At 61.2% G+C, this 25,293-nt stretch carries 5 protein-coding genes; 4 read left to right on the top strand and 1 reads right to left on the bottom strand.

Translation table 11 applies throughout. The annotated features are described in order from the left end of the window. Positions 1 to 45 precede the first annotated feature (45 nt). Complete coding sequence (locus NZK35_RS27760; protein ID WP_259635782.1) at positions 46 to 738, bottom strand: tetratricopeptide repeat protein; 693 nt, start codon at positions 736 to 738, stop codon at positions 46 to 48. Between the two features lie 570 nt (positions 739 to 1,308). On the opposite strand from NZK35_RS27760, the gene NZK35_RS27755 reads away from it, so the two are divergent. The 4 genes from NZK35_RS27755 to NZK35_RS27740 all read left to right on the top strand — a co-directional run bounded on the left by NZK35_RS27755 (position 1,309) and on the right by NZK35_RS27740 (position 25,185). Next, positions 1,309 to 17,118, top strand: coding sequence for a GEVED domain-containing protein (locus NZK35_RS27755; protein ID WP_259635781.1), 15,810 nt, complete (start codon positions 1,309 to 1,311; stop codon positions 17,116 to 17,118). A gap of 424 nt (positions 17,119 to 17,542) precedes the next feature. Continuing rightward, entirely contained in the window at positions 17,543 to 20,095 is a 2,553-nt protein-coding gene (locus NZK35_RS34790) for a dockerin type I domain-containing protein (protein WP_259635780.1), read from the top strand. Between the two features lie 261 nt (positions 20,096 to 20,356). After that, positions 20,357 to 24,673 (top strand): cadherin-like domain-containing protein, encoded by a 4,317-nt coding sequence (locus NZK35_RS27745; RefSeq protein ID WP_259635779.1) that lies wholly within the window; start codon positions 20,357 to 20,359, stop codon positions 24,671 to 24,673. A gap of 125 nt (positions 24,674 to 24,798) precedes the next feature. Beyond that, complete coding sequence (locus NZK35_RS27740) at positions 24,799 to 25,185, top strand: hypothetical protein (protein WP_259635778.1); 387 nt, start codon at positions 24,799 to 24,801, stop codon at positions 25,183 to 25,185. The last annotated feature ends 108 nt before the right edge of the window (positions 25,186 to 25,293 follow it).

Genomic DNA, 25,293 nt, shown 5'->3' with positions numbered 1-25,293 from the left:
GCCCGTGCCATTCGTACCGGACCCCCTCATTCCGCGTGCCTAGCACTAGTACCGCGAGGTGGTCGGATAGGGCAGCGGGGTGGCGATCTGGCTGTTCGCGCTGGTGCGGGCGGCATCTAAATTGGAATTGATTTGGCGGCTGAGCGCCGCGACACGTTCGGCGATCATCGGTTGGGTGTTGTTGAGCGCCAGGGCCCGCTGGTAATTCTGCAGTGCCTGGGGCAGATCGCCATCGGTTTCCCGCAACCGCGCCAGCGCCAACCAGGCTCGGGAGTTGTTGGCGTCCAGCTGCACCGCGTCTTCCAGATATTTCAGAGCCGTCCGGGACTCGCCCGCCTCTTCGTACAACCGCGCCAACTCCACCCGCGGTTCCGACGCCATCGGATGATTGGACGCCCAATTTTTGACCAGAGCGAACGCGCGGTCGGGACGACCGGTGTCCATCAGCAGCACGGCCAACCCGCGATGGCACTCAATATGGTTGGGATCATGATCGAGGCACTGGTTGTAAAGCGCTTCGGCATTGCGAAACAACGTCTCGTCATTCCGCTGGCTCGCCAAGCGATGCGTCGTGGCGGCCAAATTGTAATAACCGTCAGGATTGGTCGGATCCTCCGCCACCACTTGCTGAAATTGTTGAAGCGCCGCGGTGTACTGCCCCTGCTGGTGAAGCTGGGCACCCAAGACGTTTTTTCCGCTCGCGGTCCAACTGCAACCGACCGATGTAAGGACTGGCATGAGCGCCAGCGATAAAACCACAGCGCGCGAGCGAGTGAAAAATCGACATCCGCAGCAGGAACCAGCGCCTTGATGGGTGGCTTTCTGTTCAGATCGAAGAGTCATTTAACTGCCATCCTGACATGTTACGACCGCACCTGCAGGGGGGATCAACTGAGACCCGTCGGAGGCATCGCGGTCCAAAGAACGTCGCATTGTGCAGGCAAACCCTATCAACACGCGCCGAAACCACGCAAGAGAGGAACTTTCGTGCCGCAAACCACGTCGAACGGGGCACGTGTTCGCTCGCAATGCCAATCTGCACGGATTAGGGCGGTCATAACGATCGTGGTAGACAGCCCAAACCCCGTGAAAAACGCCTTTTTCATTGCGGTTCCACACGACCTAATTACACTTCGTGCCAGGTACCGCCGCGCAACAGCGCAGATCCCCTAGCTTATCGATTTTGCAACTTTTGACCTAAGACGGGTCAACTCCGACAACCGACGTGTTGTTGCCGGACTCAACCCCACAAGTGCTGCCCCAACAGACTGACTGCCCGCAACCCGGGCATAATGACGAGGCCTCTGGATGACCTTCCGCAAACCATCGCATTCCCTTCGCACCCATCTCAGCCGCAACTCCGGGTTGCAGTCCGATGGTACGACGCCGCCGGCCGCTGCTCCTCGCGCAGGCCGTAACCGCCGCAGCGAGAAACGCCGCGACGAGAAACGCCGGTCGCTCATGGAGAGTTTGGAGACGCGCCAATTGCTGGCCGGTCCCGAGCTGATCGGGATTCAGCCCAACGAGGGCGATTTGTTGTTCAACGGCGATACGTTGAACTTTTCGCCCAAGGAGTTGGTCTTCCGATTCGACGACAACACGCGGATCGACGAGAGCACCTTGGATGCGATTCGCATTACCCGTGCTGGCGAGGATCGGACGTTTGAATCGGCGTCGGTGACAAGCGACATGGGAACCGGCGGCACGGCGCTGTTTGAATTCCGCGCCCGTCAATCGGGCAGCCTGGGCAACGGGATCACGCTGGAGTTTACCGAAACCAATCGCGTCGGCACCTCGGCACCGATCATCACGACCGACGGACGCACGATCACGATCGACATCAACACCAATCCGTTGCAGCGGACGCTGGCACGCGACTTGGTTTCGGCGATCAATCGCGACCTGAGAACCAACACCGGCGATCCGTTGCGTTCGGGTGATCTGATCGAAGCGATCCAGATCAGCGGGGCCTCAGGACAACGCATCGCGTCCTCCGCCAGCGTGAACGACAAAACGTTGGTCCTCGACGGGGCCAACGCCGCGCAAGCGGTCACCGATTTTGGCACCAACGGCGCGGTCCGTGTGCGATTGATTTCACAGCTTCCCGGTCTGGACGGTCGCGGCACCAACCTGGTGGTCGAACAGCGCAACTTCGGCGGGCCGGCCAATCCGGTCGTCGTCGTCAGCGACCAAACGATTCGTGTCCAGCTGAACAGTTTCTCCGCCGATCCGACGACGGCCGACGAGTTTGTCAACGCGATCAATTCCAACCCGCAAGCCTCGGCTCTGGTCCAGGCAACCATTCAGGAAGGCAACGGCACGACTCCGATCGGTCAGCGAACGGTCAACTATTCGCCGATCACCCTCAGTGGTGTCAGTGACGTGGTGGTCGAACCCGGATATGTCGGGTTGGGCGATTCATCACGCGAAGTGATTTTTCGATTTGCCGAACCGCTGCCCGACGATATCTACCAGATCGACGTGCTGGGCACCGGAAACTTCGCGCTACGTGGCGAAGACGGCGAAGCGTTCCAAGACGGCACCGATTTGACGCGGGTGTTCAACATCAACTTGGGGCCACAGGTGGTCGCGGTCGTTCCCGAACCGGTCCGTCGCCAACCCAATGGGACGCTCGGCACCGAATCCGGCAAGATCGAGGTCCACTTCAATGACGACGATCTGCTGCAATCGGCGGCCGTGAACCCCAATTTTTATCAGCTGATCTTCACCCGCGACACGGTCGACAACACCGACGACGTGATCGTTCGGATCAGCCCCACCGCCAGTGCGATCACCAACACGAAGGTGGGAGGTGTCTGGACGGTCACCTTGCCCGGCACCGTCAGGTACAGCAACATCACGAACATCGCCACGCTGGACTACAAGCGGGCGCTCTCTCGAATTCCCGATCCGGAAAACCCCGGGCAACTGTTGACCGGAAACGCGCGGCTGCGGGTCGGAACGGCAGAAAATTTGCCGATGGCGCCCCAAGAGATCACGCTGCCGATCGGCACCCCGGGTGCCCCCGACGGCGCCGGTGACAGCTTCCTGACCGCGTACGACTTGAACACCACGTGGAGTCTGAGCGGCGCGACGACGACGCGTTCGGCGACGTTGGTCAGCGAGATCCGCAACGAGACACCGTTCGAATTGAACCTCCCCGGTCCCGACGTCCCGGGCACGCGGGTCATTCGTCCCGAAGACCCCTCGCGACTCGATCGCGTGGTGCCGTTGGATTACGTCCGTCAATTCGCCGACACGGTCGATGGGATCACGACGATCGAATACGACTTCGTCGCCAGTTGGTTGGGCGATGACCCCAACCGTCCGGGGATCACCGCGGACACCAATTATTTCAACATCATCAGCGAAGAACAAAAACAACGCGTCCGCGAGGTGATGTCGCTCTACAGCGAGTACCTGGGTGTCGCGTTTGTCGAAGTTTCCGATCGCGACCCCACCGACATCGGTGGTTTTTCGATCGTCGTCGGTGACTTGTACGGTGGTGATGAACGCGAAGCCAGCGCCCAAGGCGGCTTGGCCGTGGTCACCCGCGATCGCGACGGCGACGGCGTTGATGACCTGGTCGTGATGGACTTCCAAGACTTCGACGAGTCGATCGACGATCAATTCGGCGGCGAGTTCTTCCGCGGCGCGATGTTCGGCGTCGGCCAGCTGCTCGGCTACGGCTATGCCGATGACCTGCCGCAACCGGTCACCCAAAGCACCGACTTTATTTTCCAACCGGGGACGGACAACGAGCCGGCATTCCCGAGTTACGCGGACATCGTCCACGGCCAGTATCTGTATCGCCCGGACAGCACCGACATCGACATGTATCGCTTCCAGGTCGACCAGACCGGATCGATCGCGATCGAAACCATCGCCGAGCGACTGGGCACCCCCAGCCTGTTGGACACCCAGCTGCGACTGTACGTCGAAGACGCCAACGGACAATTCGTCGAGATCGCTCAGAACGACGACTACTTCAGCAACGATTCGTTGATCCGAATCGACAACGTGAACCCCGGCAACTACATGATCGGTGTCAGCGCCAAGGGCAACGACACCTACGATCCCGTGATTCCGGGCACCGGCTTCGGCGGCACCAGCCAAGGCAGCTACGAACTGCGTGTGGACTTCACACCCTCGGCGGTCAGCACGATGGTCGACAACACCGGCATCCCGCTCGACGGTGACGCCGACGGCACACCGGGCGGAACGTTCAACTACTGGTTCAAACCGTCCGATCCCTCTGAAACACTCTACGTCGACAAGGGCAACGTGACGCTGCGTCAGGCCAGCGGGTTCCTGCCGTCGAGCCTGGGCGACCTGGCCTTCATCGAAGCTTTCCAGACGCGGACGATTGGCTATGTCAACAACGCTTACGATGAAATCGATCTGGCCGTTGCCGACGCCAGCCGCATGTCGATCCTGAAACAAAAGGCCTTCAACGGTACCCTGACCGAACTGAACCAGTTACGTCTGTCGGGCAATCTGAACGACATCCAACGCGCCGAATCGATCACCCGCTACCTGTCCGAATTGGACCTGACCATCCGCGTGCTCGGCAACGGCGGTCGTGACGGATTGGTGCACACCGCGGGCGACAACTTCAGCTACAACATCGGCGTCAATGACAGCGGATTGGCACTGGAAGACGGCACCAGTTTGAATCTTCCCGCGGGCATCCAGATGATGGTCGACGCCGGCGCGATCCTGAAGTTCAGCAACACCCGGTTGGGCGTCGGCAGCGTCGCACCGACGATCGACCTGAGCGGTGCGAACCTGCAAGTGCTCGGTACGCCGACGCTGGTCACCAGCACGGGGCTGCCGGCACGCGATGAGGCCGGCGGAATCGTCCCGGGCAGCGTCTTCTTCACCAGCATCAACGACGATTCGATCGGCACCGGAAACCAGATCGGCGTCCTGCCGGCGGCGCAACCGGGCGATTGGGGCGGCATCGATTTCCGTGGAGATCTCGACACGGCCGACGAACTGCGGATCAACCCCGAAGACCAGGGGATCTTCAACAACCATATTCAATACGCGGACATTCGATACGGCGGTAGCGCCGTGCCGATCGGCGGCCGCAGCGTCGTCGTCTCACCGATCGACATGGCGATCACGCGTCCGACGATTATCAACTCGACGATCAGCAACAGCGCCGACGCTGCGATCGCCGCGACCCCGGACACGTTCCGCGAAGATCGATTCACCGATCCGAAGTACCAACAATCCGGACCGTTCACGCCCGACTACACCCGCGTCGGACCGGAAATCCACGGCAACACCGTGATCGACAACAGCATCAACGGTCTGTTCGTTCGTCTGCGGACGCGGAGCGGATCGACACTCGAATCGGTCACCACCAGCACGCGTTTCGACGACAGCGATATCACGCACGTGCTGACCGAAAACCTGGTCATCGCCGGCACCCCGGGCGGTCCGATCCTGCAGTCCGGCGCACCGTCGTCGTTTCTGATCCGATTGTCGGCCCAGCCGACCGACGGTGCCGTCCCGGCGGGCACCTACGTTTACCGATTGACCAACGTGACCGACGCCAACTTGGAGTCGGCCGCCAGCGACGCGACGGTATCGATCACGACGACCAGCACCGGCGGCATCCGTTTGCAACAATTGCCGACGGTCGAACCCGGCAGCGCGACCGTGGCGCGGCGTTTGTACCGAGCGACGGTCGTGGGCGGCGTCCCCGGCCCGTTCGAACTGGTCGCCCAGCTCAACGCCAGCAGCACGTCGTTCACCGATCGCTTGGCCAACGGTGGTGCCGAAATGCAGCTCACGTCCAGCCCGCTTCGCAGCCGGCTGGACGCCAGTCTGGTGATCGATCCGTCGACCGTCGTGAAAGTCGACTCGGCGCGGATCGAGGCCCGCTTTGGCGCCAACCTGATTGCCGAAGGCACCTCCGGCAACCCGGTGGTGATCACCAGTTTGGAAGACCAACGCTACGGCGGCGGCGGCACCTTTGATACCAATGACCGCGGCAACGCCGCTGAAATCGCGCCCGGCGATTGGGGCGGACTGTACATCGGCCATGGTTCCTCGGCCAGCATCGACAATGCCGTGATCGCCGGCGGCGGCGGAACGACCCGCATCGAAGGCGGCTTTGCCTCGTTCAACGCGATCGAAGTCCATCAGGGCCAGCTGCGTCTGACCAACAGCCGGATCGAGCAGAGCGCCGACGGTCGCGGCTCGCTCAACGGCACCCGCGTGGGGCGCAGCGATAACGCATCGGGTGCCGTGTTCGTTCGTGCGGCCACCCCGATCATCGTCGACAACGACTTCATCGACAACGAAGCCGCTGCGATCTCAATCGATGTCAACTCGCTCAACGCGCTGGAGGTCTTTGACAGCGGACGATCGATCGGCTCGATCGACAAGTTCGACATCATCGGCAACAGCGGGCCGCTGATCGAAGACAACTCGATCACACGCAACGCGATCAACGGCCTGGCCGTTCGCGGCGGCCAACTGGTCACCGAAGGTGTTTGGGACGACGTCGATATCGTGCACGTCGTTACGGACTCCATCGAAATCCCCAACAAACACATCTATGGCGGTCTGCGGCTGATCAGTGATGCCCGCGGATCGCTGGTCGTCAAACTGCAAACCCAGGCAGGCGAAGAGCAAACCAACCCGGCCGGGATCGTCGTGGGCGGATCCTTGCTCACCGCCGCGGATGAATTCCGCGACATCGCCGATCGCATCGGCGGATCGCTGCAATTGATCGGCCACCCCGACTTCCCCGTCATCATGACCGCCTTGTCCGATGACTTCTCGGGCGCCGGGTTCACGATCGACGGCTTCGCGCAAGTCGACACCGACAACGACGGCGTGATCAGCGGCGTCATCACCGGTGACGATGATGACACCGGCACGGGAACCGGCGGCGTGCTGGTCGGAACGCTTCCGACCGGCCCCGAAGTCAACTTGGGCACGACGATCGACAACGACGTCGCGGCGACCATCACCGGGTCGTTCACCGCGACGATCGGAGACGCCAACGAAGTGCTGACCAGCGCCACCACGGTCGAAACGCCCACCGGCCAACAATTGCTCAACCAAGACTTTGTCTTCCAGTACAGCACCTACCTGACCAGCGGCGGCAACACCACCGCGTTGGCGGCGACCACGATCACGCAGCCCGCGACCCTGATCGCAAACGACCGTGTGGAAAGTCGCGGCACGTACACCGGCCCCAATGGAGACGTCAACTGGATCGCGACCAGCTTTTTCATCAACGGCTTGCCGACGTTGTTCTCCACGCTGGATCTGCAATCCACCTCACCGCTGGGTGACATTCGAGTGGTCAGTTACTTGGATGAGGACGTCCAAGGGATTTCGGACGACGTGCTGTACACCGTGGGAACGCCCGGACAAGCCGATTTCCGCGCCTACACCGTCGACGGTCCGCTGCGGATCGGGTTCTCCCATGGAGGCTTCTACACCAACGACGGCGTCAATCAGTTGGGCGCGACCTATGAGGGCTGGGCGGCCGACCAGTTCGCCGACCTGCGAACCCAGATCACCGCCGGAACGCAAACCTACTCGATCCCCGGCGTGATCGACCTGAATGACTTGCCCCAAGGCAACGACCCGATCTTCGGAACGACCTTCGGCCCCAACGACATCACCACGGCCCACTCCTGGGTCCTCGATTCCAACGCGTCGAGCGCTCGGGTGACCAGTTTCTTGGAACTGCTCGCGTCGGATCCGACCGTCGCTCAATCACCCAACCTGGTCCAAGCCGGCCAGTGGAACGGCGTCACGATCCGCGAAGCAGCCAACGACCGCAACGTCGCCGCCGTGGCCGAACAAGAACCGGTGCGAACGACCGTGTTCGACACCAATTCCTTCCCGGGACAAGCTCAGTTCCTCGGTGAACTTGCCCCCGATGAGCAGTCTGGCGACGAAAACCGACGACTCGGATTCATCGTCGACGGTGCGATCACCACACGCAACGATGTCGACGTTTACACCTTCATCGCCGAAAGCAACACGGAAGTCTGGTTGGACATCGACCGCACCAGCAGCGGACTCGATACGGTGATCGAACTGATCGATTTCAACGGCGACATCCTGGCCGCGTCGAACGACTCGCTGTTGGCCGAACGGGACGTCGCGACCGGCATCTACGTTTCGCCGCGTTTGGACAGCGATGCGGCCCAACCGCTGACGGTCAACGAAGAGCGGATCCCCGTGCAACGGATCACGGTCGATTACGACATCGTCAACGCCACCAGCGGGAACCTGACCTTTGGACTGGCGAGTGCCCCGGGAACGACGGTCAATGTCGACGCGGCGGACTTCAACGCTAATCCCGCCGGTTCGATCGCAGCGGCTTTCAACGGTGCCTTCCAAAGCGAACTCGGATTCGTCACCACGCAATTGCTCTCGCGAAACGCAACCGGTGACTTCGTCATCGAAGTCCGCTTCGACGCCGCCTTCTTCACGGCCCTTGAAGTTCCCGAAATCATCGGAACCGCCAACCCGATTTTCCCGGCGATCGGAAGTCTCGGTTTTGAAACCGACATCTTGGACTCGGTCCTTCAAGACACGTATTCGTACAACGCCAAGGACGCCGGCATGCGAATCCGTCTGCCGGGCGAATCCGGCACGCTGAACCAGTATCACGTGCGGGTGCGTAGCAGCAACACGCGTGACGGCAGTGACCTGGATACCCTGGTCAACGGAAACGTTCTCGGCGGCCTGACGCAAGGCCGCTACTCGATGCAAATCCGCCTCGGCGAGACCGACGAAAGTCCCGGCACCCAGATCCGATTGACCGACGTCCGTTATGCGACCAACGGCGTGCAAGTCATCGGCCAACCGTTGCACTCACCGCTGACCGGCGAAGAAGCCGAGACGACGGCCAGCAACGAAACGGCCTCCGAAGCTCAGCGACTGGGCTACTACGGCACCACGGCCGACGTGGGAATCGAAGCCGGACCGCTGCAGAGCGATCGACTGGCGAAATCTTTTGCCGGCGTCATCGACTCGGCAACCGACGTGGATTGGTATTCGTTCGACATCCAATACGAAAACTTGACCCGCGATGACGACCCGCTGTACCTGTCCACGGTGATCGACCTGGACTATGCGTCCAACTTCGCCCGCAGCGACATGGCGCTGTACGTGTTCAACGCGCAGGGCGATTTGATCTACATCGCCACCGACAGCAACATCGCCAATGACCTGCCGGCGTCCAGTTCCAACAACAGCAGCGATGATCTCAGCCGCGGCGGCGCCGGTGTCCAGGATCCGTTCTTGGGCAGCGTCGAACTGATCGAAGGCACCTACTACGTCGCGATCGCCAATCAGACGCAAGTCCCGATCGCGATGGACCAGTTCTTCAACCCGGCCAGCAACAACCCGCTGGTCCGTTTGGCACCGATTGATGCGATCGATCGGATTGCCCAAGACGACATGAACGACCGCGTGCTGTTCGACGAAACCTCGATCGTCCCGTATTCGCTCGACGACGTCGTCCTGTACGTCAACACGAATTCCGGCCTGCACGTCGTCAACCCCTTCACCGGACAAGACTACGGACAAGTCGGCAACTTCGGCAACGAAGACATCTACGACGTGGCCTTCCGCAGCAACGGCGAACTGTTCGCGTACACCGGATTCGGCAACCGGGTCCGCAGCGACAGCACCTGGTTCTACGTTCAAATCGATACGGGAACCGCGGCACTGAATCAACTCAGTGCCGGGGCCGGCATCACGACCTACGGCGACATTCTGTTCGAAGTCAATTCACAGCAGATCTTGGACGGTGTGTCCGACGAAGGGATCTTTGTCGAAGCCATCTCGATCCGCGAGTACAAGAACGTCGAACGCGGCTTGTTCGTCGGCAGCCGCCCGACGTTCAACGGTGCGTCGGGACTGCAATACCGCGACAACGTGCTGTGGGAATTCAGCCCGCAAACCGGTCTGGCCGTCGGCCCCTCGTTCAACCGTTTCTTATTCAACTCCGGTGCGGGAACGATCCCTCGTGAAATCGGCCAGATCGACACGACCGCCCCCGCGACGGCGTTTTCGACTCAGCTGGGTGTTCCCGACGTGGTCGAAGTGGTCGGCAGTGGCTTGCTGCAACAACAGCTCTTCGACGGTGATACGTTCACGCTGATCAGCGGCGCCACGACCACGTCCTTCGAAATCAACATCGCCGGCAATGTGGCCGTGACCGGATCACCGGCCTTGGACGGCGACACGTTGACGATCGGATCGAACATCTTTGAATTTGACACGGGCCCGCGACTGCGGCTGGCGGGCGTCTCGGCCAACGGCGGACTGGATGTCGGACAAACGTTTACGGTGACCGATTCCAGCAATGTCAGTGCGACCTTTGAGTTCGTCAACCAAGGCGACACGCCGAGGCTGGGAAACATCCCGATCACCATCCGTCTGGCCAGTGGGCAAGCCCGCACGTCCGGCCAAATCAACAATGACTTGGCGCTCGCGATCCAGGGCAACCTGTCCGGCGTGACGACCACCGTGTTGAACACGGACCTGGCGCTCGATAACGCGACGTTCACGTTCGACGGGGCCGGCATGTCGATCGTCGGCGCCAACGGCGTTGCGGCCGGCAACATCGCGATCCCGGTGGACGAGTCCTTCGGTGCGACCGAGGTGCTCAATGCCATCGTGGACACGTTGACCGCCAACGGCATCGCCCACACCGTCGTCGGCCAATCGTTCTCCGTCCCCGGCGCGACTTCGATCAGTGTGAACTCCCAAGCACTCGTCAGCGGCGGCAGCCCCGGCGTGCAAGTCGGACGCACGCCGATCCAACTGGAACTGTCCGATTCCGCTGCGGATGTCGCTCAGAAAGTCGCCGACGCGATCAACAATCTCGGTGGCAATGCCAGCGCGGTCGCGGAAAACCGTAGCGTCACCATCAGCGGCGGATTCCTCGGCGGGGCCAGCGGAAACTTGGTGGCCGGCGGCGTCCCGCAGGGCGGAACGATCACGGGTGTCGAAATCGTCGGCAACGACATGTACGCCGTCACCGACGCCGGCGGACTATTCCGGGTCACCGACGCGGAACTGACCGGCGGCGGCAACCAGTTCCTCAACGGCAACCGCCAGATCGGAACCTACGTCGAAACCGCGACCGACCTGCTGCGTGTCCCCGGCGGCTTCACCGGCCTTCGCGCCGGCCCCAACAGTGTTGATGGAGGTATCTTCGCCAATGTCCTGTTCGGTATTACGCCCAACGGTGACATCTACGCGTTCAACACGGCCGGCGAGTTCCTGCCGTACTTCGCCGGCGGACGTTCGAGTATCTCGACCGGTATCGCCAACGCCGAAGGTCTCGATTTCAGTACCCTGGATTACAACCTCTGGCACTACACCGGCGCACGCGGCGGTGATGCCGGGCACGGTGGCGGCACCTCGCTGGCGTTCACCTACGAAACCTCGTTCCAGAACAACTACGCCAGTCAGGCGGAATACCCGACCAACACCGCTCGGATTGACGGGCAAAGTGTCAACAACACCTACAACTTCCCCGGCGGTGCCAAGGGACAGGTTCAAAGCAAGCCGTTCTCGTTGGAGAACTACTCACCGAGCGATGTCCCGGTCCTGTACTTCAACTACCTGATCGAGGCCGACGGCGGCGGCAGCACCGACGCGTTGCGGGTCTACGTCGTCCAACCCGACGGCACCGAACACGCCGTCGCGCTCAACACCACGGCCCGCAACGCGGCCCCGGGTGCGAACGATGAATTCGACGACCCCGATCCCGTCGCCCCCTACAACGACGTGATCGACGTTGACAAGCAACAACTCTTTGACAACACACCGACCTGGCGTCAGGCACGCGTGCCGTTGGCAGAGTTCGCCGGTCAGGCGGGACTGAGTCTGCGGATCGAGTTCGCGACCGCCGGGCGATTGGATACCGGATCGACAACGATTCGTACCGTCGAGGCCTCGGATCTGGTCGAAGGCCAAACGATTCGTGTCAGCGGTGAAACGTTCACCATCAATTTCCCACCGACGCTGATCGCGCCGGCAGGGTCACAGGTCGCCAACGCTTACGCGGCCGATCCGAATACCCGCGCGACGTTCGTGCTCGATGGCCAAACCTATGTGCTCAACGACGGCACCCGCAGCGTTGACACGTCGCCGTCGGATCCCAACGATCCCAATTCGGCGCCCAATGAAATCTCGATCGATTTGGCCGCCGGACTGACGGGGACGGCGACGGTTGCCGACTTGACGCCGTCGCAAATCGGAGCGTTGATTGAAGCGGCCGTCACGGCGATGCCACCGGCGACCTTGAATCTTTACGACTTTGTCGTCGACCGCAACTCGGTCGAGTTCGGTGAAGCGGTCGACTTGAACTCCAGCTCGAGCTTGTTCACGATCCGTAATACCTCGGCCGGCGGGGCGAACTTGATCGACGTCCGCGCGGCGATGTCGGCCGGCGAAGTCGCGGTGGCGGTTCAATCCGCGATCCTGGAGCGTTTCGTGCCCGACGCGGTCGGTGCGGCCGGCCCCAACTACATTCCGACGTCCAACGCGATCGTCACCCTGCCCGGATTCAGCGTGTCCGATGCCGGGCCGTTCGCCAACACGGCTCAACGATACGCCGACCAATTCGGCGGATCGCCGGTCGACGGATCGCGCAACAACGATTTCGAGGGCGTCTACTTGGACGACTTCGTCATCGGTTTGGCCGAACGCGGGGAACAGGTCAGCGATCCACGTGGCGTCAATGCCCCCTTGGATACCGCGTTTGTCACCGACACGCGTTTCGCATTCCCCGAACCCGATGATCCACGCAGCAGTCTGGTCACCGGCTCGTATCAGGTCGAAATCCGCGACGCCAGCGAATACATCGAATCGGAGTCGTCGTTCCAGTTCCGCACGTTCAACAGCAACGACCGCTTGGGTTCGGCGATCTCGATCACCGCAAGAAGTGCGACCGACATTGTGGACGGGCAAATGTTCTCGATCACCGACGGCCGCGCCGTCGTCGAGTTCGAGTTCGACTCGGACAACTCGGTCACACCGGGCCGCGTGCGAGTTCCGTTCTCGATGACTGTGCCCGATGAAGACACCGGGCTGAACCGTCCGCAAACGGCGACCGAAGTGGCCAAGTCGATCATCGCGGCGATCAACCGCTCGGATGTCCGCAGCGTGTTGGACGTGCAAGCGGTCCCGAGCAGCGGATTTGAACGTGAAGTGTTCGCCCAGCCGGGCATCAAACAGATCTCTCGAATCGATCCGCGGATCAACCTGGTCGGCAACGTCGTCGTCGCGGACCCGACACGTTCTCTCGCCGCGGTCGATCGCTCCGAATTCCGTGGCGACAGCAACCGTGATCGCGACGCTCAAGGCGTGATCATGATCGAGAACAGCCGTTTCTTGTTCAACGAAGAATACGGCATCAACATCCAGCATGACATCTCGGCGACGGTCGCAGGCAACGACACCGATTCGATCGTCCGCTACCCGAGAAACCTGATCGAGCTGAACTCCGAGCAATTGGTCCCCGGTGTCGTCGTGCAGAGCAACATTATCGCCTTCAACACCGTCGGCGGCATCAATCTGCAAGGCATCGACAACGCCCTGGACGAGACCTCGTTGGATCCGGTCGCGATTGAGCGGATTGTCAACAACACGATCATCGGCGGAACGATCACGCCCGGCGTCAGCGCCCCCTCGGACACCTTCGCGGGGATCCTGTTCGAACAAGGCCAGATCTCCTTTGCCGACGCCGTGGTCAATTATTCACCCGATGCGGGCAACGGTGCCCCGACGCTGACCCACCAGACGCCGAACACCGCGTTGGGCGCCCCGGACGGCAGCGGCCGCGGACTCGAGCCGATCGACGGCCAATTCGCCGTTTCGCTTGGACTCGGTGGCACGCTGACGCTGCAGTTCGTCGACAACTTCCTGACCGGCAGCGGCGATGCGACCAACGACTTGGTCGTCTTTGAAACCGGCGAGATCGAATCGGTCCTCGTCGAGATCAGCCGCGATGGAATCGACTTTGTCAACGTCGGGATCGTCGGTGGCTTGACCAACCAACTCGATATCGACCGATACGGATTCGGTCCCAATGACCGATTCGCCTTCGTCCGACTGACCGATCTGCGTCAAGGCAACACGACCGGCAGCTCGCTCGGAGCGGACATCGATGCCGTCGGTGCCATCAGTTCGGTTCCGGTGGACACCTTCAATCAAGGCGGGATCGGAATCAACATCGTCGGCGGATCCTCTCCGACGGTGCTCAACAATGTGATCGCCAACACGGAGACCGGCATCGAATTGACCGGAGGCAACGACGGCTTCGTGTCCGGTGGAAACTCGTACTATCGAAACACGAACAACACCGGAACCAATGTCACGCTGGGAACCCTGGCCCAGATTTTGACCGACAGCGAATCGGTCTTCGTCGATCCGGGCAACTTTGCGTTCTCACCGGCTTCGGGCGCTCGCATCATCGACAGCTCGATCGATTCGCTGCCCGACCGATTCAGTTTGACGACGGTCCGCAACGCCGTCGGCATCGATCCCTCGCCGGTGCTCGCGCCGCGACTGGACGTCAACGGTCAGTTCCGCGTGGACGATCCGAACGTGGAGCCCCCGAGCGGACTGGGCGAAAACGTGTTCAAGGATCGCGGCGGATTCGACCGCGGCGACTTGGAAGGCCCCCGCGTGACGCTGGTGTCGCCGTTGGCCCCCGGAATCGGACTCGACGCCGGACGCGCGACCGTGCTCGGCGCCGCCCCGCAAGCGTTCGAAATCCAGCTGATCGATGGCATCGCGCCGGCGGACATTGTCCCCGGCACCGGGATCGACGATCGATCGATCTCCACCAGTTCACTGGTGCTGCTCAAAGACGGCGTGGCATTGGTCGAAGGCACCCACTATCGATTCGCCTACAACCCCAGCACCAACATCATTCGGCTGACGCCGATCGCCGGTGTTTGGGAAGACGATTCGACGTACGTGATTCGAATGATCGACAGCAGCGATGCGATCATCCGCGCCGCCGATGGCGTCGTCTATCCCGACGGCGAAACCGTTTCGGTCATCGACGAACTCAATCAACGCACGGTGTTTGAATACGACTCCGGCATCCTCATCGACCTGCTGCCCGGATTGACGCCGGTTGCCGCCGACGGATTGACGGTGTTCGTCTACGACGGTTCGGTCACGCGTTCCTTCGAGTTGGACGTCAACGGTGCGGTGAGCCCGATTTCGACCGGCGTGACGATCCCGGCCGCCGGCGTCACCGCCGACTTCGCCACCGCCCTGGCCGCAGCGATCAACGCGGATCCGGTGCTCAGCTTCACCGCACGCGCCTCCGGCGAAACCGTCCAACTGGTCGGCGGCACCCCGTTGTCGACCGCGACCAGCACCAGCGGCTTCGTTCAAATCGCAGGCCGCATCGGCACCGCGACAGGCTTCGGGTTCCAACTCCCGCCGATCAACAACAGCAACGTCGCCGACGTCGTCGACGGACAATCGATCACCGTTCGTCTCGGGGCGGTCAACCAGGTCGTCTTTGAATTCGACAACAACGGATTGCTCAACGACCCCACCGCCACGGCGGTGCCCTTGGCCAACAACGCGTCGCTGGATCAGGTCATCAACGCATTGGTGATCGCGATCGGCGGGTCGGGGCTGGGACTGGCACCGACCAACGCCGGGTTCGGACGGATCTTCCTGGGCGGTGACAGCAACTACTCGATCGACTTGACGAACTCCAACGCCACGCAAATCGGCTTGCCCGGTGAAGCTCCGACGGTCCCGATCAACATCCCGATCGATCAGCCGGCCGAAGAGATTGTCAAAATCATCCAAGCCACGATCGACGCCCAGAACCTGCCCGGCATCAGCACTTCGCTGGTCGACGTCCGCGTGTTCCTCGAAGGCACCGGCGGCGTGTCCGGCTTCGGTGCCGTCGACGTCGTCGTCGTTCAGGACCAAGTCGGCAACCTGCTGCAAAGCAACCAGGCCGACGGGCGGACGGAATTGACGATCTTTATCGGAACCGGATTCGATTACGGGGACGCGCCCGCGCCCTACACCAGCACGATGGCCGATGGCGGTCCCCGGCACCGAGTCGATCCCACACTCAGCCTGGGACAGCTCAACACCGCCGATTCGGACGCCGAATTGCCTAACGCCGATGCCGGCGACGATGGTGTGACGCTGCCGTCGGCCTTCCAATCCGGCTTCGTGAGCAACATCAGCATTTTCGTCCGCAACACCGACGCGGGACTGTTGAGCGACAAACCGGTCTACGTGGATGCCTGGTTCGACTGGGACCAAGACGGCCAATTCGAAGTCCAAGAGCGACGTCGATTCGGAACGCCGGGGACGAACCTCACCCCGGTCTTCAACAACGTCTTGACCACGGTTGCGATCGATGTCCCCGCCGACGCGGCGATCGGGCAAACGTACGTCCGGTTCCGAATCAGCGAGTCGCCGACGACCGGGCCGACCGGAAATGCGACCAGCGGCGAAGTCGAAGATTACGCCATCTTCGTGACCAACAATCCATACCAGAATCCGGTCGGACGCTATGACGTCAACGCCAGCGGCGCAGTCACTCCGCTGGATGCCTTGAACGTCATCAATGCGATCGCCCGCCTTGCCGCCAACACCGGCTTTGTGGATCTGCAAACCACCCCGGTGACGAATCCCCAGTTCCCCGATGTCAATGGCGACGGACTGCTGTCCCCGAGGGACGCCAATGACGTCATCACCGAACTCGGACGGCTCGTTTCCGCAGCCAGCGGCGAAGGCGAAGCGACCACGATGAGCTATGTGGCCGCCGCACCCGGTGTGCTGGCCAGCGGGCCGACCGCTCTGGGGGATTTGCTGATTCACCAAAGCGTCACCGACACCGTGCAGCCCGCCACGACCGGGGCTTCCGATGCCGACACCGAATCCAGCCCCGCCGAGCCGACTCACGTCGCCCAGCAGCCGAGCAAGACCAGTGTCTTCGACTCACCGGCGTCGATCGAACTCGATTCGATCGTCGATGATCTGGTTGCCGATCGGATTCAATCGGGTGACGAAACCTCGGGAGACGAAAACGGTTTGGACCTTTTCTTCGCTTCGCTGTGAATGAGTTGAACTTTTCGCCCGCCGGCCGCGTCCAACGGTCGGGGAAAGGGAGAATTTGGGATGCCAACCGCGTCGTCGGCATCGCCGAATCCCGAACTTTCACGGGCGCGTTGCAGCCCGTCCAGCCGATACAACGGTCAGCCTGCGATTGGATCCGCGGGCAAGTCATCCGATGATGGAGAGCGTCCCCGCACGACTCGGGGCCGCCAACTAGGATGGGTTCGAAATCCGCAGCGGTTCGTTTTTTGGTTGCGTCCCTTATCCTCGACAGGGTCTTCGCAATCCGACGCACCAACGCGGGATGATGCACCCCCACCATCAAATCAAGACTCCGGAGCCAGGTGTTGCCGGAGCGAGTTTTCAATCGCCGATGAACCGAGCAACGACGAGACGATCCCGCCGACGGCGCCTCGGTTTCCAAAAAGTGGAAGACCGCCGGTTGCTGGCCGGTGACTTGCCCTTCGGTGCCACTCCGATCGACAACGGTGAATTCCTGCTCGGCACCGTCACCGTGACACCTGTTTTCTTTGAAAGCGATGGGTCGATTGATCCGGAAACGCAAAATTGGTCCGAAACGGAAATCGAAGACACGCTGGCCAAGATTCGCGACAGCGTGGACTGGTGGAGCGACTTGCTGGCCACGCAAACATCGGTTCACTCGCTGGATTTCATCATCGACGATCGCTACGCCCGCGATCCCGTCGAAACCGGTTACGAACCGATCGACAACGACAGCAACGTTTTCAAACGCTACGTCGGCGGCTGGCTGACCGATCTGGGCTACGGCGATGCCCCCTCGATCGAACGGGCCGTGTCCCTGTTCAACGACTCCCAGCGGCAAACCCATCAAACCGATTGGGCCTTCACCATGTTTGTCGTCGATTCCTCGGATGACGAAAACGGATTTTTTGAAAACGGTGGTTTCATCGGCGCGTTCGCCTACCCCGGCGGGCTGTTCATGGTGGTCCCGTCAGGGCGTCCGGTTTCCACGTTCACCCACGAAATGGGACACATCTTCTGGGCCCGGGACGAATACCCGGGGGCCGGCAGTTGGACCGACCAGCGGGGCTATTACAACGCACAGAATTTGAACGCATCGGACAATCCGACGCCGGGATTTGTCCAGCAAGACAGCATCATGCGGGGCGGTGTGGTCACCACGCGGGCGTACGACAGCCTGGTTTCCCCGGAATCCACGCTGGCCATGATCGGCTGGCGCGACAGCGACGGTGACGGCATTTTTGATCTCGCCGACGTGCCACTGAACCTGGACGCGATCGGTTCGTTCGATGTCCACTCGGATGTCTATTCGATCCGCGGCTCCGCCACCGTCGACACCCTGGCCAACCAAAATTCCGAAGGCACGCAGAGCGACATCACGCTCGCACGCATCAGCGAATTGCAATACCGAATCGATGACGGCCCTTGGCAGACCGCGATCGCGCCCGATGCGACACACGCCGAATTCGATTTGGAAATCGAGGTCTCCAGCCCCTTCACCCAGATCGCCTGGCGGGCCATCGATACCCACACCGGGATCACCAGCGAAGTGCTCCAGGGTGACATGCTGACGCCGGTCTGGTCCGGGATCGGCGGCGGTTTTGCGTACGTCGACCAAAACCAAAACGGACAACGCGACTTCGGCGAGCCCTTGATCGACGGCACCCAGTTCACGGTCCGTCGCGACGATGGAAGCGCCCTGTTCAACCGCTCGTTCCGGGCGGGGAATTCGCCCGATGGACTCGTCGCCCCGGTCAGCGGATTGACGCTGTCCAGCCTGGGCAGCCACGTCGACGGTCGCGTCGCAACCTTGGAATCCAGCAGCGACGAACAAGCCGGCCGCGTCCTGCACTACTACGACACCCAGGCCGATCAATGGACCGACACCTGGAACACGGCCAATCGACTGCAAGTCGCCTTCGCCGGGTCGACCGGGCGGGTTGAAATCGATTTCACCGCACTAGACACCGGCAGCTACGGACTCGAAAGTGGCAGCTACGCGCGTGTCGAGGCCTATGACTCACAAGGCAATCGCATCGATCGGGTCACCAGCCCCCTGGTGCCAGCCGGCAGCGGCGACACACTCGTCATCGAAGACTCCCTGGGACGGATCTCACGAGTCGTCGTGTCTGGGCACGCCGAAACCGAGATCTTGATTTCCAACATCCAGGTCGGACAAGCCGCACTGGTCTCGGCCGATGACAACGGTGCCTTCTCCGTCGATGGGCTATCCGACGGCAACTACTCCGTTGAGATCGTGACGCCGAATTTGATTTACCAGTTCCCGTCTGAACCCGTTGTCTTTCAAGTCTCCGCCGGAACGATCGCGCCGCTGGCAATCGCGGCCCGGCAGGTCGACAGCCCACGCTACAACCGCCCGCTGCCGGGCGACGTCAATGGCGATCAAGCGATCACCGTTCGCGATGCACTCGCAGTCATCAACGACCTGGCACGACTGGGCAATCGCGTCCTGACGGCCGAGGAAACTTCCGGCCTCCACATCGACGTCAACAACGACGGACGCGTCTCAGCGATGGACGCGTTGCGGGTGATCAACTTGATCGAGCAAGGCATTGTCGGTGAAGGTGAATCTTTTTCTGAAATCTCGGCAACGACACCCCCGATTTCCGCGGCAAACCGAACCACCGACACAACCCCATCACCTCGGCCGGTCCAACCGCTCTCAACGGTCGCAGTCGACCTGGTTTTCAGCCCCGAGAATCCGCAAATTGCTTCCTACCAGGACGACAGTCTAAATCGTGAAGATCCGGAAATGTTGAACTGTGCGGGGCAACGGACTTCCGACCAAAGTCTCAGCGACTCGCCATCCGATAGACCCACCGGGGCGGATGTTCAGTGGCCCGAGAAAACCGGGGCAAACACGGGTTTTGAGCGTCCTTTGTTGGGTTTTTTGCTTCAAGACGGCGAGATTGAGAGCAGTTTCGCGGTACATCCTTCACCGGAACAACTGTTTTGATCGGATTTACTGGAACTTTACGGCGCGGCCGCGGTCTAAACCGCCGAGCGGATTGGCCCAATTCCCATTCAATCAGAACGTTGATAAAGCGGGAAAGGGAGATAAGATAGGGCCAATATTCAGCCTGGCGAGTTTTTAACCCCTCTAGGCTTCCAATATTTGGGGTCTGCGCCCGCAGAACCCAACTCCTCCGATTCGCCACTTGACCGACCCCACAGTCACCGGCAAACCACGTTCTACTTCATCTTTCCGGAATCCCAGATGAAAAGCCTGCGTCAGTTGCTCCGCCGCCGTTTGCACACCTCCGGTGCCGAACGCCCCCAGAAGCGTCGAGCCACCAAGCATCAACACGGCGGCGAAATGAAACGACGGCTGAGCACTCAAACACTGGAACAGCGTCAGTTGCTCGCCGGTGATTTGCAGGTCGCCCACAACTACTGGAACAGCTTCGACGTCAACCAGGATCTTCAGATCACGCCCAGCGACGCTTTGAGCGTGATCAACTATCTGGCGACCACGCACGCCAACGGCGAACAGGTGGCCGGCAGCACGGCCGACGATTTTGCCGGGCGTAAAGTCGACGTGAACGCCGATGGCAATGTGACCCCCAGCGACGCCTTGAGCGTGATCAACGCGTTGGCACGCGGCGAACAGTTGGGCGAGTTGGTCGAATTCTTGTTGAGTGCCCGCGACGAGGACGACAACTTGCTGCCGACCACCAACGGCGTCGTCCAAGCGCCCGGCGTGGGGATCGACAATTCGTTCTACTTGGAAATTGCCTACGACGACCTGCGAACCTTTGGTGATGACAAGGGAGCGTTCTCCGTCTTCCCTGATTTGGGCGTCAGCCAAGGCGGCATCCTGCAACCGGTGTTGCGTGAGACGCAACAGATCATCATCGGCGAAGAGATCCGTTCGACTTCGTCCGGCTTTGTGACCGTCGGCCGTGAAGGCTCGGCCGCGACCGTTGACATCACGATCGGTGATATCCAAGGTGGCTTTTCCACGGCACTGGCGGGCGCGTTGGTCAACACCTTCGGGATGAACGCCGGCGACTTCGAAATCACCGAGCCGACCGCACTCAAGGGTGAGAACGGGCAAGATCTCGGTTTCGAGATCTTCTACAAAGCCGACGCCTTCGGCAACGTCGACATCGCGGACCTGACTTTCACCCCCAATTTTGACAACACGGTCCCGATCGAATTCCGCGAATTCGCACCGTTGGAGGCCGACGGCACGACCCCGAACTCCGCCGCGGTCCGCTTCAACCTGGATGCGCGGAGCCGAACCCTGCCCAACAACCTCGAGTTCTACAACCTGCTCAATCGCGGCTCGTTCGACTTGACGACCGGCTTCACCGACATCGGCGGTGTGGGCGGTGCGTTCCCCAACGGCGTGCGAGACGTCAACGGTGGGGTGATGCCCCCTGTCGTCGATGTGTTCCGCATCGAAGTCTTCTTGAACACGGAACTGTCCGATTCCAACCCGTTGATCATCGACATGAATCCGGGTGAAGGCACCGACCCGTTGACGCTGTACGGCAGCAACGACGTCGTCACCGAGGACTTGATCACCATCGACGATGACGCACGCGTGACGATCAGCACCGGTGCGGTCGCGGTCAACAACCCGCCCACCGTTTCACCGGTCCCACTTGAAATCACGCTGACCGAAGACGACGCCACCACGTCGCCGAGCCTGTTGACCGGTGCCAGCGATGTCGATGGCGACACGCTGTCGGTCAGTGCCTTCAACTTCACCGGTGGGGATCAATCGGGAGTCTCACTCAGTGGAAACACCATCACGATCACGCCTTCGACTTACAACAGCTTGAAAGTCACTGAGTCGGAAGTGATCACGGCGACCTACAACATCATCGACGGCCGGGGCGGAAGCGCCAGCCAAACGTTGTCCTTGACGATTAACGGCGTCAACGACGCGCCAGATGCCGGAGCGGATCTCGCCACGACCAACGACGAGTTTGATCCCCAGTTCAACATCGATCTGCTGCAAAATGCCTCCGACCCCGATGGCGACACGCTCAGCATTTCCAGCATCACCCAGGTCGGCAGCGATGACACCTCCGGCGTCACCCCCGATCAGGCCAACAACCAGATCACCGTCAACCCGGCAGCCTACGCGTCATTGGAACAAGGCGAAAGCGTCACCGTGACGTACCAATTCGAAGTCTCCGACGGAAACGGCGGAACGGACACGGCGACCGTTTCGGTCACCATCAACGGCGACACGCCCAACCGCGCCCCGGTCGCCGGCGACCCCGTGACCCTGTCGGTTTCCGAAGACGATGCCGATACCTCGATCGACTTAAGAACCAACGTCACCGACGAGGACCCCGAAGACACGTTGTCGGTCGACGCGGCGACCATCGTCACGACCGGCGACACCTCGGGAATCACGCTCAACGGCAACTTCCTGAACATCACGCCCAACGCGTATAACTCGCTGGCCGCCACGGACACCGAAGTGGTGACCTACAGCTATGATGTCATCGACGGTGAAGGCGGTCGGGCCGCCCATTCGGCGACCATCACGATCGGCGGAGCCAATGATGCTCCCGTGGTCACCGCCGCGGTCAGCACGACGGTCAGCGAAGACGACGCCAGCACCGATGTCGACCTGCTCGCCGGAGCCTCGGATCCCGACAACGGCGACACGGTCTCGGTCGAAGACAGCTCCCTGGTCCTCCGCTCGGGTGATGACAGCGGAATCTCCGCCAACGGCACCAGCGGCTTGACCATCGATCCCTCGGCTTACAACGATCTGGCGGCGGGTGAATCGGAAGTCATCATCTACGACTACAACCTGACCGATGGGAATGGTGGCACGATCGCCCAATCGGCGACAATCACCATCACCGGTGTCAACGATGCACCGTCGGTGGGCGATCCGCTCTCCTTGACCGTCACCGAAGACGATGCGGCCCAATCCATCGATCTGCTCAGCGGTGCGACCGACCCCGACACCAACGACACGCTGATCGCCCAAAGCCTGGTCTTCAGCAGCAATTCAACCGCCTTCACCCTGGTCAACGACACCTCGTTGACCTTCGATCCGAACTTCTTCAACGGATTGGGCGCAACGGAAAACGAAGTCGTTGTCGTCAACTACGACGTCGCCGACGGCAACGGCGGCACCGCCGCCCAAACCGCCACGATCACGATCACCGGCGTCAACGACGCACCGGTCGTCGCCGGGGCAATCGACGAGACGTTCTCCGAAGACGCCGGCACCCAATCGCTCTCGCTGCTGCTCGGCGCCAGCGACCCCGACACCAACGACGTCCTTTCGGTTGCCAATGTCAATGTGACCGGCGACGATAGCGGCATCACGCGAACCGGTGCCGACCTGAGCATCAACACAGCCGCCTACGACAGCCTGGAAGAAGGCGAATCGGTACAAATCCTGTTCACCTATCAGGTCACCGACGGAACTGCCAGCGTCAATCAAACGGCGACCATCACGATCACCGGCGGTGCCGATACGCCGATTCCCGGTCCGGACATCAGTGTCACGCTGGATGAAAACGCCCCCGGCCAATCGGTCAACCTGCTCGAAGGATCGACCGACCCCAACAATGATCCGCTGTTCATCATCGATGCCAATATCCGCAGTGGTGATTCGAGAGGGGTGACCGTTGATGTCGCGACCAGTCGACTGTTGATCGATCCGTCCGCGTATGCCGATCTGGAAGACGGCGAAACCGAAGTCATCGTCGTCGATTACCGGGTCAGTGATGACAACGGCAACTCGGCACCCCGCGTCGCAACGGTAACGATCCTCGGCCAGACCCTCGTGCCATCGTCGATCTCCGGCCAGCTGTTCATCGACCATCTCGAAAACCGCGAAGCCGTTCGCGGCGGTGCCGCGCCGATTTACAACGGGGTCAAAGATGACGACGAAAAAGCCCTCGCCGGCGTCACCATCCGACTGATCGAAGTCACGTCGTCGGGCGAAACGCAGATCGCGACGGTACTGACCGATATGCAGGGCGCCTACTCGTTCACCGGCGTGCTGCCGGGAACGTACTTCGTCGAATACGACGTCCCGGACTCGGTCTATTACAGCGGCAGTAACCGTGGCCAAGTCGTGATCAACGAAGCCGGCGGCGAAACGGCATCCGGCCCCGCACTCAACGCGACGGGCTTGATCGGTGTGCAACAACGGTTGGACTTGCTGGCCAAGAGCTACATCGATGCCGGCATCATCGACACCAGCAACTTGTCCCGAGGACTGGCCGGCGGCTCCGTCCAGCTCAACGCCGACGGCAGCATGCAGATGTTGGTCGCCGGTGAAGGCTTCGATCCCGAATTCGCCGAACTCGTCCTCAACGACGCCCGTGACGCAGCCCTGCTGACGATCATCGACTCCGTGGACGGCAAAGTGAAGTCCGCGCGGTTGACCCTGGACCAATTCGTCGTCACCAGCGACGGACGCGGCGTGCGATTCTTTGGCTCGGTGGACGACTTTGATTTCGTCGAAACCAGCGAAGAGTTGGTCCAAGAGGAATTCGAAGACTATCGCAATGCGATCGACCGAGCGATGGCGGCGGGCTTCTGACCCCAGCCCCAACACCGTTGGAAAATCGAAACCGCTGGTGACAGTTCACCAGCGGTTTTTTTATGCTTTCATCTCCCTTTGGGATTTCATTTTTCAGCCCCCAATTTTTCGGTCACTTCTCTACCGTGCATACCATTCGCCTGCGCCGTCCTTGGTTGCGATCGGTCGATTCGCAACCCCCGCCTGACAAGGTGGATGTGCCGGACACCCTGCCGCCGGCGGCCGGCGGCGGTGCCGTCGTCACGTACCGGCGAGCCTTCAATCGACCGACCGGCCTGACGCCGAACGACTCGGTGTGCCTGTCCATTGCTCACTTCACCGCTGATTCGATTGAAATCCGGATCAATGACACGCTGATCTACCAATCCGACCGGACCGAGCCGATTCGCTTGGACATGACCGCAGCGCTGCGGCCTTCCAACCAGTTGGCCATCACCTTGACCGCGGGTGAATGCCCCACCACCGTGCTCGACGGCGCGGTGACGCTGGAGATCGAATCCATCGATCCCTAGGGCTTCGTCAAACAGGAATGGCACGGGCACACGTGTTGGTGTGCAGGCGTTAACCGCCCATTGTCGCTGCGTCGTCAAACAGGAATGGCACGGGCATACGTGTTGGTG

This window comes from Stieleria sedimenti, from assembly GCF_025060895.1.
Classification (GTDB): domain Bacteria; phylum Planctomycetota; class Planctomycetia; order Pirellulales; family Pirellulaceae; genus Stieleria; species Stieleria sedimenti.
The sequence above is the reverse complement of the archived record's forward strand: the minus strand, read 5'-3'. Positions and strand labels throughout refer to the sequence as shown.

What these genes read in the sequence shown, in the direction of transcription:
- NZK35_RS27760 (WP_259635782.1), bottom strand. Translation starts at nt 738, where the DNA reads ATGCCAGTCCTTACATCGGTCGGTTGCAGTTGGACCGCGAGCGGAAAA.
- NZK35_RS27745 (WP_259635779.1), top strand. Translation starts at nt 20,357, where the DNA reads ATGAAAAGCCTGCGTCAGTTGCTCCGCCGCCGTTTGCACACCTCCGGT.
- NZK35_RS27755 (WP_259635781.1), top strand. Translation starts at nt 1,309, where the DNA reads ATGACCTTCCGCAAACCATCGCATTCCCTTCGCACCCATCTCAGCCGC.